This is a genomic window from Catenovulum sp. 2E275 (assembly GCF_025515275.1).
In the GTDB taxonomy this organism is placed as follows: Bacteria; Pseudomonadota; Gammaproteobacteria; order Enterobacterales; family Alteromonadaceae; genus Catenovulum.
Genome location: NZ_JAOPFU010000005.1, coordinates 39,822 through 56,450 on the forward strand (window position 1 = coordinate 39,822; position 16,629 = coordinate 56,450).

A 16,629-nucleotide genomic window follows, 5' to 3' on the forward strand; every position below is an offset into this window, starting at 1 on the left:
ACTTTCTTATAACAGTTTTAATTAGTTTATAATGACTTTAATATAACTAACCGCCCAGCCCCTTGATCCAAAGAGTTAATTACAACTAAAATCTCACCACTAGGGGATACTGCAACATCACGCACCCTACCTTGGTTTTTGACTAAAACTTCGTCTATGACGACTTTTTCCTCTTCAATCACCAGCCGTCTCAGTTCCTGCTTAGCCATTCCAGTTACTAATAAATTATTGTTCCATTTAGCAAAGGTTTTTCCTCTATAAAACTCAATACCACCCGTAGCTATGGATGGAATCCAATAATGTTTGGGCTGTTCCATGCCTTCTTGTTCAGTTTTATCTGTAATTGGCTGCCCATTATAATTAATACCATAGGTAATAACTGGCCAGCCATAATTTTTATTTTTTTCAATTAAATTAACTTCATCACCACCACGAGGTCCATGTTCTGTTTCCCATATAGCTTCTGTAACTGGATGTAGTGCCAACCCTTGAGGATTTCTATGACCATAGCTCCAAATTGAAGCAAGCGCTTGTTTGTCTTTTATAAAAGGGTTATTTTGAGGAATTCGTCCATCATAATAAAGACGATGGATTTTTCCATTCGGTTGGGTTAAATCCTGAGCTAAATCCATTTTTCCACGATCACCAATAGAAAAGAAAACATAGCCGTTATTTAATACAATCCGACTACCAAAATGCACACCAGCAGCGGTATGAAATTTAACATCCGCCGAATAAATTTGTTGATGCTGCTGCCATTTACCATCCATAATTTGGCCTCTGGCAATGGCTGTCATACCGCCTTTGCTATTTTTACCTTTAGCCGAAGTTGGCTCTGAATAACTAATATATATCCAAGGTTGCCTTGGGTAATTTGGGTGTACAGCGACATCTAATAAACCTGCTTGCGAATGGTACCAAACATCCGGAATACCTTTAATTTCGGTTTTAATATATTGACCGTCTGTATTTTGAATAAGCCATAATTTGCCACGCTTTTCAGTTGCCAAAATATCACCGTTAGGTAAATACGCAGCGGCCCATAATGCACCATCAAAACTCATTACAGTATCAAGCGATAGCTGGTAACCCTGTGTTTTGAACAGCTCATTGTTTTGATTATCCGCAGTAGGCGAAGCTTGCTGTTGCTGAGCTTGGTAAGCTTGCTCCCTAATATAAACCACTAAGCCGCGCATTTCTTCTTCTGATAACAAAGCTTTCCATGCTGGCATTCCAGCTTCGGCAACCCCGTTTCGGATTGTCGCTAAAATGTCTTTATCTGATGAGCCATACTGCCACTGATTATCAACTAAACTTTTAGCCAACCCACCCTGTAAAGACTCACCATGACAACTGGCACAATTTTGTTTAAATACCTCACTCACATTACCTGCTGCAAATGTAGTGTGGCAATTAAAGGCCAATATGGTAAATAAAAAAGGCATTTTAAATTTCATAAAATCTCCGTAGATTGCTATTAAAATAAAAAAACCGACTAAGTCGGCTTTTTTATTTTTGTTAAGCATGCTTTCTGAGTGAAACAATTAACTCGGCTTCGACTATTGGAATTTCACAATCCTGCGCAATTTCTTCTGCACTTGCGCCTTTGGCAGCCATTTTAGCCGCCCGGGAATAAAGTTTAGATTCAGGATCTTGCAAAGACAGTTCAGCTAGACGCTCTTCTAAGTCAAAAAAACTATTTTGTAATTGTTTTAATTTTTGCCCAATACCAATAGAACCTGAGCGAATTTCATCGATTTCATTTTTTAATAACTTAATATCCTGATTAAGCCGGTTATGATTTTCTTCTGAAGAATTCATTGTCTGGTTTAATATTTTTCTTTGCCGGACAATAATAAAAATACATAAGCAACAAGCCAAGCAAGCTAAGCCAAATGCAATCCATGAAATTTCAAACATAGTTAATTAAAACGAGTTAAGCTCGTCCCACTCTTCGTCACTTAATAGTTTGTTTAGGTCAACTAAAATCAGTAACTCGCCATCTCGGTTGGAAACGCCTTGAATAAAACGAGCGCTTTCTTCTGTACCCACGTTAGGCGTGCTATCTATTTCAGAAGATTTTAAATAAACCACTTCAGCAACGCTATCCACCAAAATACCAATCACTTGCTTTTCAGCTTCAATAATGACGATTCTTGAATTATCCGTTACAGTGCTAGGCTCTAAACCAAAACGTGAACGAGTATCAATTACTGTCACTACATTACCACGTAGATTAATAATCCCCAGTACATAACTTGGTGCACCCGGCACAGGTGCAATTTCGCTGTAACGCAATACTTCTTGTACTTGCATTACATTAATACCATAGGTTTCTTCGTCTAATTTAAAGGTCACCCATTGTAATACTTCGCTGTCTGCTGCATCTGCTGCAATGTTTCTATCAGAATTGCTCATAAATATGCTCCGCCAGAGTTAACTTGTTAGCTGTCTTGGCTATCGAGACCTTTATTCAAAAGGGTAATCAGTTGCTCAACATCCAATAAAGCACACATTTTTTCTTTTACTAAACCAGCTAACCAAGGGCGTTTACCCGCAGCTGCTCGCCATTTAATATCTTCTTGTTTAAGTGTAACTGTATTCACTAATTTTTCACAAGCTAAACCCCAGTTACTTTCTCCTAACATAATAATATATTTATAACTCAGAGTGTTAACTAATTCTGGTTGACACTTTTCTGGCATCACCCATTGTGCCGAATCAACTACGTTAATTTTTTCGTCTCGATTAAGCATAACCCCTTTAAACCAGTTGGGTTTACCAAACAATGGCGAAGTTTCAGTTAAGTTATGAATACCACCAAGCTCGGTTAGCGGCACTGCCAAAAGTAATCCAGCTACCTCAAAAAATAATGCTTGAAATTCCCCCTGCTGATACCCTTTAGCTGCGCTCTCGATGATAGACCCGGGGGTAGATTCAGCCGATTTTTTATCCGCTTTAATTTGAGTGGATAAATCAGCGGTTGAATAGACTGCTTCTTGCGAGATATTTAGCTTAACCGCGTGCGTTTCTGTCACTTCGGCCTGTACAGTAGGTACTGTTTTTTCAATAATATCTGTAACAGGTTTGGTTGCCTGTTCTTTAAATACTTCTGGTTTAACCTGATCTAATAATCTTTCTACTGGGTTATCTTGCGTTGTTAACACAGGCTTTGATGTTTCTATAGTCGGTTTGCTCTGAGTTGAAACAACTTCATCTTCAGATAATAATGCATCCAGATATTCTTCCATGATCTCTTCATTTGCAAAGCTGCCTTTTGTCATAGCTAGCTCCCCGCCTGAGATAAAAACGTGAGTAAATTCTGATAAGCGAATACCCCTCGCGATTTTGGGGTATATACCGAAGGGACAGACTGGGCCAAACTCGCGTCTCTAAACTTAGTATCAACCGGAATTACATTCGACCAAACTTTATCCACATAAAGTTTTTTTAGTTCTTTGTAGGCTTCTAACGAGGCTTTGGTTCGCTTATCAAACATGGTAGGAATAATCGTATACTTGTATTCTTTTTTTTGTGAGCGCCCCATTAAATAAAGCGTTCGCATCATTCTGTCTAACCCTTTTAGTGCTAAAAATTCGGTTTGAACAGGAATTAAAATCCGGTTGCATGCCGCCAACGCGTTTACCATTAATACCCCTAACACTGGCGGACAATCAATTAAAGCGTAATCATATTCATCAGCTAATAGGTTTAGAGATTTTTTTAAAACTAATCCCATACCACTTTGATTGCCCATGCGTCTGTCTAAAGTTGCTAAAGCCATAGTTGCCGGCAATATATCCAGATTATCCATTGAGGTCGGACACAAAGTTTGCAAAAGCTGCTCTTTGGTTAAATTTTGCCGATGAACAAATAAATCAAAAACGCTGTTATCTAAATCTTCTGAATCAATGCCAAAATAATAGGTTAATGATGCATGTGGATCTGTATCAATTAACAATACACGCTTACCTTGTTCAGCCAATATGCCTGCTAAAGTAACAGTGGTTGTAGTTTTTCCAACTCCACCTTTTTGATTAGCTATTGTCCAAACAATCACAGTACATCCTTAACTAACCGATAATCTCGGTTTGAATTCGATCTGCCATTTGCTCAAGTGAAATACTTTGAGTTGCAATGCCTGCGGAGGCAACAGCCTGAGGCATACCATATACCACACATGAAGCTTCATCTTGTGCCCAAACCACTGAACCTAAATTTTTCAGCATTCTGGCCCCCTCTCTGCCATCTGCGCCCATTCCGGTTAAAACAACAGCTAATACTGAATTTCGATATGCTTTGGCTGCTGAGGCAAATGTTAAATCGACACTTGGCTTATAGGTTAGCCGGTCTGAATCATCATCTTTGATGACCAACTTGCTACCTGCCGAATGTGGTTCAATCATCATTTGTTTGCCACCGGGTGCTAAATATGCACAGCCAGGCTTTAAAATATCACCATGTTGTGCTTCTTTTACTTCAATTTTACACATGCCGTTTAATCTGGCCGCAAACGCAGGCGTAAATGCCGCTGGCATGTGCTGAATTAATATAATTGGCACCGGGAAATGGGCAGGCAAACGAGTTAAAATGGTTTGTAAAGCAACTGGGCCACCAGTAGAAGTGCCAATTGCAACTAGTTTATAACTACCCGCCGGTCTGCTTGGTTTAATCACCTTATCGCGAGGTGAATCAACTATACTTTTATGAATATCTGCCGGTTTAGTTACACCCGAAGTGGAATGATTGGTTTTAAGGCTAACTGGACGAGGCCTTTCAATTGGTTGACTTACTGTATTTTGTTGAGTTGAAGTTGCTAATCGTCTGAATAAACGTCGTTTGGCTATTTGTTTAATTCTGGATAATAATTGAGCAGTTGCTTCTTCTCGGTTACGGGCAATATCTTCAAATTTTTTAGGTAAAAAGTCTAAAGCACCAGCTTCTAATGCTTCAAGTGTTGCTTGAGCACCATCATGTGTTAATGATGAAAACATTAAAATAGGAATTGGCTGGGTTTGCATGATCTCCCGTACAGCAGAAATACCATCCAAGACTGGCATTTCTATATCCATAGTGATCACATCTGGTTTTAAGATTTTTGCTTTTTCTACTGCTTCTTTACCGTTAACGGCAGTATCAATTACAGCCAAGTCTGGGTCTTGTTCAATAATTTCAGAGACTCTGCGTCTAAAAAAACTAGAGTCATCTACCACCAGCACATTTATTGGCATTAAAATTTCCTAATTATGATCTAACGTCTGGCATATTTTTTTAATAAGCCGGGTACATCTAAAATTAATGCGATACCGCCGTCACTTGTAATAGTTGCACCTGCCATGCCCGGAGTACCTTGTAATAAAGCATCTAATGGTTTAATGACAACTTCTTCCTGACCAATTAATGAATCAACCACAAAACCAACTTGTTTATGAGTGCTTAACTGAACCACAACCACATGGCCTTCTTTGCGACCACTCCGTTTATGCTGAGCATTAGGTCGGGTTAACCAATCCTGCAAATAAAATAACGGAATGGCTTTTTGACGCACAATCATAGTCAGTTGATTATCAACTGTATTGGTTTTCTTTAAATCTAAATTGATAATCTCATTAACGCCCGCCAGTGGCAAAGCAAATGTTTGTCCAGAAACAATCACCATTAAAGTCGGTAAAATAGCCAGAGTTAACGGAACTTTGATTTCTAACTCTGTGCCGTAGCCTTTTTCAGAGCGAATCACAACCGAGCCGTTTAACTGAGTGATTTTGGTTTTTACAACGTCCATCCCAACCCCGCGGCCTGAGATATCAGATATTTTATCTTTAGTTGAAAACCCCGGTGCAAAAATTAGATTATAAGCTTCACTGTCAGACATTCTGGCTGCTGTGTCTGAGTCTAAAATCCCGTTACGAATAGCAATGCTTTTTAGTTTTTCAGGATCCATCCCTGCACCATCGTCTGTGATGGTTAATAAAATATGATCGCCTTCTTGCGATGCAGATAAGCGCACAGTACCACAACGTGGTTTACCATTTGCAACCCGTTCATCCGGCATTTCAATCCCGTGGTCAACAGAGTTACGAACTAAATGCACTAAAGGATCTGCTAAAGCTTCAACCAGATTTTTATCTAAATCTGTTTCTTCACCTTCTAATTCAAGCGTAATTTCTTTATTTAAAGATCGGGCTAAATCTCGCACAACCCGAGGGAAACGGCCAAATACTTTTTTAATTGGCTGCATTCGGGTTTTCATCACTGCGCCTTGTAAATCACCGGTGACAACATCTAAGTTTGCAATAGCTTTAGACATTATCTCATCATTTACATTAACACCCAAACTCACCAAACGGTTTCTAACCAAGACTAACTCACCCACCATATTCATGATCTGGTCAAGTCGTTTTGTATCTACCCGAACGGTTGTTTCAGCAGCCGGTGCTGCCGGTGGTGGCTTTTTAACCGCGCTTTCTGGTTTAGCGGCAGATTTAGCTGGTGCTGAAGCAGCTGCTTTTGCTGGGCTAGGTGCAGCTTTAGCGTTAGAACTTGCTGCGGCTTGAGCTGGTTTGGGTTGTGATGTTGCGGGTTTGTCATTCGTTACTGCTGGTTTAGCTGCGGCTGGTTTGGCAGAGGCAGCTAATTCCCCCGGCGCTTTACCTTTACCGTGTAATTCATCTAATAAAGCTTCAAATTCATCATCACTGATCTCATCGGCATCAGTTGATTTAGCAGAACTTGGCTGCGCAGCCGGTTTGGCTGGTTCAGGTTGTGCTGCTGGGGTTGGATTTGCGTTACCAGAGAATTGACCTTTACCATGTAATTCATCTAACAGAGCTTCAAATTCATCATCAGTAATTTCGTCACCTGATCCAGATGAGGTTGTTTTTTTCTCAAGCTGCCCAGTTGAGGTTGCCGATTCGATTTTTGTTGAAGAACTTGGGCCTTTATTTGCACCGTGTAGTTGATCTAATAGCTTTTCAAATTCATCATCAGTGATTTCATCTATCGAGTTTGAGTTATCATTTTGGACAACACCTACACTAGCTTGATGCTGTGTAACTGCATCATCAAAATCATCTAAAACAAAATCAGTTTCATCGACAGTGCTAGTTGTTTCGGGTAGTTGAATTTGCTCCCCTTCAATTTCGGGTTCACTGAGTTGATGAAGCGCCTCCAATAGTTCTTGCGAGGCTGGTTCTGGCTCTTCTCGATTTTGAATTTGAGAAAACATTAAGTTAATACAATCCAAAGATTGTAAAATAACGTCCATTAACTCAGGCGTTACTTTGCGCTGCCCTTTGCGTAAAATATCAAATACGTTTTCTGCACCATGGCAGGCATCAACTAAGGCTGTCATAGCTAAAAAGCCAGCTCCACCTTTTACAGTATGAAACCCACGGAAAATAGCATTGAGTAAATCCGCATCTTCAGGATTATTCTCAAGCTCCACTAGCTGCTCTGATAACTGCTCTAAAATTTCTGCTGCTTCAACTAAAAAATCTTGCAGTATATCTTCATCTACATCAAAGCTCATGGAACTCGTCCCCTATTAAAAACCTAAACTGGATAACAAATCATCAACTTCATCTTGGCTAGCTACAGCATCTTCGCGATCTACTGCATCAATAATCGGCCCTTCAACACCATTCATTTTTGTTTGTTCTGTGGTTTGTTGAGATTGTTGTTCTTTTTGTGGTGTACCAAATACAGTTAATAAATGAATCAAATTATCTTCGACTTCTTTAACCAGTTCAATGACTCGGCGAATCACCTGTCCGGTTAAATCCTGAAAGTCTTGAGCCATCAATACTTCATTTAATCGAATCTGTAAATTTTCAGAATCCAACTCTGATTGACGTAAAATTTTATTTACGCTATGACATAGCGCTTTAAATTCATCCAATTCAATTTGACGATTCATTAACTTATCCCAGGTTGGGATAATTTCCTGTATATTTTGGTTTAAATCAGACGCGATAGGCAGACAAGCTTCTACCGCATCCATTGTTTTGTTAGCGGCCTGCTCTGTCATATCCATTACATAAGCGAGACGATTTTTAGCATCAGGAATATCTTCAGTCGCTAAATCTGCGATACGCATATCTAACTGAAAACTACCTAAAGAATCGTGTAGCTGGCGGGTTAATTTACCTACTTGAGCAAATAACTCTTCAGAAGTAGCTTGATTCACTTGCTGCAAAATTTGATTTGCGGCTTGGTTATCACCTTGCTCTAACAAACTAACTAACTTTTTGGCATTCTCAATACTGATTAAAGGCTCGTTAGGTAACAATTGAGTTCTCCTATCGACCTAAAATTAAGCTAGACGCTCAAAAATTTTATCTAATTTTTCTTTCAGTGTTGCTGCGGTGAAAGGCTTCACAATATAACCATTCACACCAGCTTGTGCTGCGGCGATAATTTGTTCTTTTTTAGCTTCAGCAGTTACCATCAGTACAGGAATATTTTTTAGCCTTTCGTCTGCACGAATCGCTTTAAGCAAATCAATACCTTGCATACCCGGCATATTCCAGTCTGTTACAACAAACTCATAATCACCATTTTGTAACATAGGCAAAGCTGTTGCGCCATCATCCGCTTCGGAAACATTGGTAAACCCTAAATCTCTTAGCAAATTTTTAATAATTCTTCTCATGGTTGAAAAGTCGTCTACAACCAAAACCTTCATATTCGTATCCAAAGCTTCCTCCGCCTCTGAGACTATCTCGTGGAATATTAATTTTTATATCTGTTGCCAGCTATTCAATTTAGCTTTTAACCTATGCATTGCCTGACTATGAATTTGACTCACTCTAGACTCACTTACGTCAAGCACTGCACCAATTTCTTTTAAATTTAATTCTTCATCATAATACAAAGAGAGCACTAATGCTTCTCTTTCTGGTAACGTTTCGATAGCTTGAACCAAAGCCCCCTGAAATGCGCCATGTGCAATATCTTCAAAAGGTTCATTAATATAATTATCTTCTGAGCTGCCAATTACATCTTCAGTAACACCTAAATCTTCGATACCGATAATTTTCCCACTATTAACATCATTCAGTATCTGATGATATTCAGTTAAACTCATTTGCAGCTTTTCTGCCACATCTGAATCTTTGGCGTCACGTCCGGTTTCGTTTTCAACTTCACTAATGGCTTGAGCAATCAAACGGCTATTGCGATGAACCGACCTTGGTACCCAGTCGCCACGGCGAATTTCATCCAACATAGCGCCACGAATTCTAATTCCGGCAAATGTTTCAAAACTGGCGCCTTTACTACCATCAAAATTTTTAGCTGCTTCAAGTAAACCTATCATGCCTGCTTGAATCAGGTCATCAACCTGAACGCTCGGTGGTAATCTTACCATCATATGATGGGCGATCCGCTTCACCAACCCAGCATGCATTTCAACAAATGCTTGCTTTTGATCAACTGTTTGATAAGCCGCCACTTTATTCACAATTAACTAAGCTCCTGGTGAGACTAATTGCTCTATAAAAAACTCTAAATGACCAGTTGCATTTTCCGGTACTGGCCACTTTCCGGCTCGACTAGCGAGTGTTTTAAAGGCCATTGACGCAGGCGATTTAGGAAATGCTTCAACTATGGTTTTTTGACGACGTACCGCTTTGCGCACGTTTTCATCAAATGGAATAATCGCAACCAGATCGAGTGCTACATCTAAAAATCTGTCTGCTACTTTGGAGAGTTTAGCAAATAATTCCTGACCTTCACGCATTGAGCGAACCATATTGGCAACTATTTTAAACCGAAAAACATTGTAATCACGATTTAACACTTTTATCAATGCGTAAGCATCTGTAATTGACGAAGGTTCATCACAGACAACGACCACGACATCTTGTGCTGCGCGGGAAAAGCTTAGCACCATATCGGAAATACCGGCTGCTGTATCTACAATTAATACATCAAACTCTTCTTTTAATTCACTAAACGAGCGAATTAATCCGGCGTGTTCCTGCTGAGTTAACTCAACCATGTTGCGGGTACCTGAGGTAGCCGGCACAATTTTTATACCGTGCGGCCCGGTCACTAAAATATCTTCTAATTCACATTCACCGGCTAATAGATGAGACAGGTTTTTTTCTACTCTAAGGCCTAACATCACATCAACGTTAGCTAACCCTAAATCGGCATCAAACACTAATACTCGTTTACCTTGTTGAGCCATAGAAACCGCCATATTCAGCGAGACATTACTTTTACCAACGCCGCCTTTGCCGCCTGTAACTGCGATAACTTTTATTTTGTTAGCTGTTTGGTTCATTTTTCTAAGGCCACTCGCCTGATCACCTAACTGGTTATTTAGTATCATAAATTTATTTATATATAGGTTGTCTTGTGCTTTCTGTAAACCAGTGAGGATGAGAAAATTCATTTTCATCCATTAAAGCTGCTGCTTTTTCGATTAAATATTGTGCAGTTGCAGCTTTAATATCTTCTGGCACGCGTTGCCCATCCGTAAGATACCCTATTGGTAATGCATTTTGAATGGCTACACTAATAATTTCACCCAAACTCATGCATTCATCTAATTTAGTAAAAATGCATCCGGCTAAATTCGTTCGTTTAAATTGCTGCACGGTTTCCATTAATACTCTTTGCTGCGCGGTTGCCTGAAGCACCAGATAACTGCGAATTTTAACATGAGCCGATTTCATTAAACCATCTAATTGCTCTGCTAATCTAATATCTCTTTGACCAACACCTGCGGTATCAATCAAAATTAATTTACGGTTTCTAAGTTGGTGTAGTGTTTCTGCCAACTCATCTTCGTGCCGTACCACTTTACAAGGGCAACCAATAATACGCGCATAAGTTTGAAGCTGCTCATGCGCGCCAATACGATAGCTATCGGTTGTGACTAACGCAACTGAATCTGCTCCGTGTTTTTTAGCAAAGTGGGCGGCTAATTTTGCCACTGTAGTTGTTTTACCAACACCGGTAGGCCCAACTAATGCAACTACACCACCGCGGCGCATAATATCATTATTGGTCACATTAATTTGACCAGATAATAATTCTAAGGCGCTATCCCATGCCTGATGATCAGCAATATCTTCTGGCATAAAGTGAGCAACCTGCTCAGCAACTTGGCCAGCAATCCCCATTTGAGTCAGTCTGTCAACAATATAGGCGCGGGTCGGTTCACTGCGAGCCATTTCCTGCCACATCAAACCGGATACCTGATGCTTTAATAAATGTCGTAACTCAGCCATTTCGGTTTTAATCGATTGTAGCTCGCGTTCAGTATTTTGCCCAGTATTTAAAGAGTTAGCTGGTGTTTGCTTGCTGTTTTTTTGTGTTTTTTGTTCATTAAACGACCATACGTCCATATTAGATTCATCTTCAAGCTCTGTAGATTCGACTGCCTGAACTATTTTTTGAGCACGAGCGGCTGCGTGTCTTTTTTGCGCCTGTTGAGATTGTTGAAACGAAGGCGGAGTTTGACGCATCAATAAAGATTGTAAGCTGTCTGCTACTTGCACATCTTCTTCAGTGGTTGGATCAAAATTTGGGGTTTTAATAGGCTTACGCTGGAAAGAAGCAGGTTTTGCTGCATTTTCAATTTGTTGCTTAGGTTTGGCTGGCGCTGGTTCATCAATCGCCGCAACTACTTCAACCCCGTCTGCAATTTTAGTATTAGACATAATAACAGCATCAGGCCCTAACGTGGCTTTAATTTCCTGCATTGCAGCTCTGATATCTTTTGCAACAAAACGTTTAATTTTCATCTTTCCTCCAAAGAGCAAGCTATAAGTTTCTTACCCAGACAAAATTTTGACTACTGACCTATCGAATTCACTATCCGGATTTGTTTGTCATCCGGTATTTCTTGATAAGACAATACATGCAGCCCAGAAACCGTGTGTTTGGTAAAACGAGCTAAAACTGAACGTAAGATCCCTGAAGTCAATAATACCGCAGGCTCGCCGTTCATTTCTTGCTGTTCAGAGGCTTGAGTGAGCGCAGTTTGAATGCGTTCTGCCAAGCCCGGCTCGATACCACCACCTTCTGAACCACCGGCTTGCATTGACTGATGCAAGATCTGCTCCAACTCTGGCGCCAAAGTTATGACAGGTAATTCATCTAGCCCGTTTGACAGTTCCTGAACTATCAATCTGCGTAGTGAAATTCTAACCGCAGCCGTTAATACATCAGGGTCTTGGCTCTTAGGAGCATATTCAACCAAGGTTTGAACTATGGTTCGCATATCCCGAATTACCACACCTTCATACAGTAAGTTTTGGAATACTTTAACCACAGTAGATAAGTTCAGCATGTCTGGTACTAAACCTTCCACCAATTTAGGATAAGATTTCGCCAACATATCTAATAAGTTTTGAACTTCTTCATGACCAATTAGCTGCCATGCATTATTGGTTAATAGCTGGCTTAAATGAGTTGCTACCACAGTTGCCGAATCAACCACGGTATAACCCAAAGTTTGTGCTTGCTCACGCTGCTCAGGAGTAATCCAAACGGCTTCTAAACCAAAGGCCGGATCCACTGTATTAATCCCTTGTAATTTACCAAATACTTGCCCTGGGTTAATCGCCATTTCTCTGTCGTGATAAATTTCAGCTTCACCAATTACGACACCCATTAATGAAATCCGGTAAATATTGGGTGATAAATCTAAATTGTCACGAATATGCACCGCCGGTACCAAAAAGCCCATATCCTGCGACAGCTTTTTACGTACGCCTTTAATTCTGGAAAGTAATTCACCACCTTGAGATTTATCAACCAGTGGGATCAATCGGTAACCCACTTCCAACCCAATTACATCCATAGGTTGTACATCGTCCCAGCTAATTTCTTTTTGCTCTGGTAAGTTATTAGCAGGTAATGGTTTAGCGCCACCTGCCGGTGAATTGGCAGCCGATTTTTTATTAGATTTTGGCATTAAGCTACCAGATTTTGCTTTTTTGTCAGCCCGCCCTTGCGACATATAATAACCAAGCCCAACTAAAGCAGCGGCTAATGATAAAAAGGCAACATGCGGCATGCCAGGTACAATGCCCATCACAAATAAAATGCTGGCCGCAATATATAAAGCTTTAGAATTACCAAGTTGGCTACTCAGTTGATCGCCTAACTGAACAGAGTTATTTTCGCGGGTAACCACAATTGCAGTTGCAACAGATAATAATAGTGAAGGGATTTGCGCAACTAGGCCATCACCTATGGTTAACATGGTATAAATTTCAATTGCGTCACTAAAACCTAAACCATGCTGAGCCATACCAATAATCAGACCGCCCACAATATTAATGATCATAATGAGCAAACCCGCAATCGCATCCCCTTTTACAAATTTACTCGCACCATCCATAGAGCCATAAAAATCAGCTTCTTCAGTGATCTCTTTACGGCGGTCAATCGCTTCTTCCTGAGTAATAAAACCTGCATTTAAGTCGGCATCAATTGCCATTTGTTTACCGGGTAAACTGTCTAATGTAAATCGTGCGGTCACCTCAGAAATACGCCCAGCACCTGCGGTTACTACTTTAAAGTTAATAATCATTAAAATGGCAAAAACCACTAAGCCAACCGCGTAATTACCACCAATGACAACTTCACCAAAAGAGGCAATAACATCACCGGCGGCATCACCGCCATTATGGCCTTCAAGTAATACCACCCGGGTGGAAGCAATATTAAGCGCAAGACGAAAAACCGTTGCAATTAGAATAACGCTGGGGAAAGAGCCGAACTCAAGTGGTTTTAAGGTGTAAACAACCACCAGCAACACCACCATAGACAAAGCAATGTTAAACGAGAATAAAATATCCAACATTAATGGTGGAATAGGCAAAACCACCATCGCCAAGACTGCCAATACAAATACGGCAACCCCAAGTCCGGTGATTTGGGAAAAACTATCTTTATTTAAATTAAATCTTTGCAGTACATCGGCGACTTGCATATCGTCAAAAATCCAGCATATAAAGTGACTGGAAGTCTTAATGCAAGGCTCAGACCAATTTTATAAAAGAATAATACAGAGTTATAATTAATTTAAAATACAGTAGGTTAAGATAAATTAAGCTTGGTTGATTTGATTGAGAATATCGTATAATTGAGTTGCATCCGCTTCGGTTTGCGGATTCTCCTCACGCTGATTCAAACGATAAAGTGTGTGGCGATCTAAATTGGCAAGCAATTGATCATCTAATTTTTGAGTATCGTTGAATTGCGATAAAGCTTGAGCCTGTAAGTAACTTTGTAATTTAGCTTGAGCCAAACCATTTTGATGTAGCTCAACAGAGGTTGCTACCGCACTTGTAAAAGCCGCATCATCCGCTGCCAATTTAAGATAAGTATAAACCCCTAAACTTACTTTTAACTGAGCTTCATCGTTATTTTGTTGATAATCTTGATTTTTAGCTAACTGAAATTGAGCGTGTTCTGCCACATTTGGTGTTTGACATGCCAGCATAAAAGCAAAATCAGATCTAAGCTGAGCATTAACTGCCTGATTTAACTGGCCATCAAAACTGGCTTCATTTAACGGCTGATTCAGCTGAATGTGCATATTTAACTCAAATTGAACAAAGATTATTCGTTTAATCGGCAAAATAAAAAATAACTTTAATTTTTTTAGAAAAACACTTTACAGATTAAATTTGTTTGGTAATATGCGCCCCACTTCCGGAGGGGTTCCCGAGTGGCCAAAGGGATCAGACTGTAAATCTGACGGCTCCGCCTTCGCTGGTTCGAATCCAGCTCCCTCCACCATTATTTAGAAAAACCGCCTTTTAGGCGGTTTTTTGCTTTCTGAGCCTAAAAACTTCATTTTCTTCGCCCAAATAAATTTATCCACTTTTAAAAGCTTGTACTCAGTTAAATTTCAGTAAATACTAATCTTATTGATTAGATTAAAAAAATAGCTATGTCTGCCAGTTTAAATTATTCGGATAAAAACTTTCTGATTGTCGATGATCAAAGACCTTTTCAACTTATGTTAAAGGGTATACTGGTTAATTTAGGCATACGGCAAATTCATCTAGTCACCACAGGCGAAGCTGCTGTACAAGCTTGTAAAAGTAAAGATTTTGACTTTGTTTTGATTGACTATAACCTCGGCGGACACAGAAAAAACGGCCGCCAATTAATTGAAGAACTCAAACAAAAAAAGTTACTTAAACCCGCATGCGTAACCGTTATGGTTACAGGTGAAAGCCACAGACCTATGGTATTGGGTGCAATTGAGCTTCAACCAGACGATTATGTGATGAAGCCATTCTCACAAAATGTATTAAAACTGCGGCTAGATAAAGCTTATAAAAAGCGTCAGGCGTTAAGATTTGTATTTTCTGCAATGCACAAAGGCGATATCGGCCGTGCCATTACTGAATGTAAAACTTTAATTGCAGATGATAGCCGTTATAAAAATGTCTGTAATAACCTTTTAGCTGAGCTTTTATGTGCCGCCGGAAAGTTCGAGCAAGCCGAATATTTATTAGAAAAACTACTCGCTATCAAACCCTATACTTGGGGACAAATTCAGCTTTCTCGTACCTATCTACACCAAAAGCGTTACCCTTTAGCCGCTAAACTGGCTCATCAGGTGATGTTACAAAGCCCGTTGATAATTGACGCCTACGACTTATCTGCGCAAGCGCTAGTTGGTATGGAAAGATTACCTAATGCGCTAGAGATGGCAATAAAAGCAGTCGAGCTATCACCGTTTTCAATTGAGCGCCAATACAGGTTATGTGACATTGCCAGAAAAAATGGTATGTACGATATAGTTAAAGATGCTTGCATAGCTATTTTAGAAATGAGCCGTAAATCGGTTTATCAAGATCCAGTACACTTTTTTAATTATATTCGGGCAACTATTACAGCCGCTCAACATGCCGAAGATAAACACGAAAGAAATAAACTCAAACAAGAAGCTTCGCTCGCACTGCAACGAGGTCGCCACGATGATATTAAAGAGCTAAAACTCCACTACAACCTCTTTGAGGATTTATGCCGTGCTCAAATTGAAGTATTAGATAATAAGTTGCTAACTGCTAAAAAGCAGTTTTATGAGCTACATAATAAAATTAAAGAGTCAGAACAAGCATTTATTCCTAACGAGCTGGCTTTTGATGCAGTATCGATTATGTATAACATAGGTGAATTTGAAACTGCCGAGCAAATTTTACAAAGCCCAGATTACGAATCTTCAGACAACCAATTTGTTAAAGATAGCCTTGAGCATTTAAAAACTTTACATCAAGAAAAACGAAAAACCTTTACTGAGTTAAATCGAGAAGGGATTTATGCCTATAAAGAAGGCGATTATAGGTTAGCCGTACAACGATTTGATGACGCCCTCAAAAGCGCCCCGATGAATACCGGTGGCTCACTCAATTTGATTTTAGCTATAATACAGCTACTAACAAAAACAGAAAAGTATCCGGAAGACTTGATCACTCGCTTAAAAAAAGCTTTCCACACTTTACAAGGCGTTTGCTTGCCACAAGTTCAGCAACAGAGATATGAAGAATTATACGAGCAATATCAAAAGCTAATGACAGATAAAGATGGTAAGCAAAGAAAAAAATAACACCTATACTTAAACTACTTAATACAATAGGGTGTAGCTTA

15 protein-coding genes and 1 tRNA gene are annotated in these 16,629 nt (G+C 39.7%); 2 read left to right on the forward strand and 14 right to left on the reverse strand.

Annotated elements, in window-relative coordinates; all coding sequences use genetic code 11:
* Positions 1–26 precede the first annotated feature (26 nt).
* The 14 genes from N7931_RS04740 to N7931_RS04805 form a co-directional block, all read right to left on the reverse strand.
* Positions 27–1,457, reverse strand: a complete 1,431-nt coding sequence (locus N7931_RS04740; protein ID WP_262792307.1) for a PQQ-dependent sugar dehydrogenase — start codon at positions 1,455–1,457, stop codon at positions 27–29.
* Between the two features lie 61 nt (positions 1,458–1,518).
* Entirely contained in the window at positions 1,519–1,821 is a 303-nt protein-coding gene (locus N7931_RS04745; protein ID WP_262792309.1) for a DUF2802 domain-containing protein, read from the reverse strand.
* A gap of 105 nt (positions 1,822–1,926) precedes the next feature.
* Positions 1,927–2,418 (reverse strand): chemotaxis protein CheW, encoded by a 492-nt coding sequence (locus N7931_RS04750; protein WP_262792310.1) that lies wholly within the window; start codon positions 2,416–2,418, stop codon positions 1,927–1,929.
* Positions 2,419–2,444: 26 nt separating this feature from the next.
* Entirely contained in the window at positions 2,445–3,284 is an 840-nt protein-coding gene (locus N7931_RS04755; RefSeq protein ID WP_262792312.1) for a chemotaxis protein CheW, read from the reverse strand.
* 2 nt (positions 3,285–3,286) lie between these two features.
* The gene (locus tag N7931_RS04760) at positions 3,287–4,060 is read right to left on the reverse strand and encodes a ParA family protein (protein WP_262792313.1); all 774 of its coding nucleotides are present in this window, start codon (positions 4,058–4,060) and stop codon (positions 3,287–3,289) included.
* Between the two features lie 13 nt (positions 4,061–4,073).
* Positions 4,074–5,231, reverse strand: a complete 1,158-nt coding sequence (locus tag N7931_RS04765; RefSeq protein WP_262792314.1) for a chemotaxis response regulator protein-glutamate methylesterase — start codon at positions 5,229–5,231, stop codon at positions 4,074–4,076.
* A gap of 20 nt (positions 5,232–5,251) precedes the next feature.
* Complete coding sequence (locus N7931_RS04770) at positions 5,252–7,528, reverse strand: chemotaxis protein CheA (RefSeq protein WP_262792316.1); 2,277 nt, start codon at positions 7,526–7,528, stop codon at positions 5,252–5,254.
* A gap of 15 nt (positions 7,529–7,543) precedes the next feature.
* Entirely contained in the window at positions 7,544–8,287 is a 744-nt protein-coding gene (locus tag N7931_RS04775) for a protein phosphatase CheZ (RefSeq protein WP_262792317.1), read from the reverse strand.
* 24 nt (positions 8,288–8,311) lie between these two features.
* On the reverse strand, positions 8,312–8,695 hold the full coding sequence (gene cheY / locus N7931_RS04780; protein ID WP_262792318.1) for a chemotaxis response regulator CheY: 384 nt from the start codon (positions 8,693–8,695) through the stop codon (positions 8,312–8,314).
* A 42-nt stretch (positions 8,696–8,737) separates the two neighbouring features.
* Positions 8,738–9,463 carry an RNA polymerase sigma factor FliA gene (locus N7931_RS04785; protein ID WP_262792429.1) on the reverse strand — a complete coding sequence of 242 codons (726 nt, stop codon included), beginning with the start codon at positions 9,461–9,463 and terminating at the stop codon, positions 8,738–8,740.
* Between the two features lie 3 nt (positions 9,464–9,466).
* Positions 9,467–10,336 (reverse strand): MinD/ParA family protein, encoded by an 870-nt coding sequence (locus N7931_RS04790; protein WP_316250565.1) that lies wholly within the window; start codon positions 10,334–10,336, stop codon positions 9,467–9,469.
* A gap of 4 nt (positions 10,337–10,340) precedes the next feature.
* Entirely contained in the window at positions 10,341–11,756 is a 1,416-nt protein-coding gene (gene flhF, locus N7931_RS04795; protein ID WP_262792319.1) for a flagellar biosynthesis protein FlhF, read from the reverse strand.
* Positions 11,757–11,806: 50 nt separating this feature from the next.
* On the reverse strand, positions 11,807–13,954 hold the full coding sequence (gene flhA / locus N7931_RS04800; RefSeq protein ID WP_262792321.1) for a flagellar biosynthesis protein FlhA: 2,148 nt from the start codon (positions 13,952–13,954) through the stop codon (positions 11,807–11,809).
* Between the two features lie 117 nt (positions 13,955–14,071).
* Entirely contained in the window at positions 14,072–14,563 is a 492-nt protein-coding gene (locus N7931_RS04805) for a VC2046/SO_2500 family protein (RefSeq protein ID WP_262792322.1), read from the reverse strand.
* A gap of 118 nt (positions 14,564–14,681) precedes the next feature.
* Between N7931_RS04805 and N7931_RS04810 the strand changes: the two genes are divergently transcribed.
* Positions 14,682–14,766, forward strand: a tRNA-Tyr gene (locus N7931_RS04810).
* A gap of 154 nt (positions 14,767–14,920) precedes the next feature.
* A complete protein-coding gene (locus N7931_RS04815; RefSeq protein ID WP_262792324.1) occupies positions 14,921–16,588 on the forward strand; it encodes a response regulator in 1,668 nt (555 codons plus the stop codon).
* The last annotated feature ends 41 nt before the right edge of the window (positions 16,589–16,629 follow it).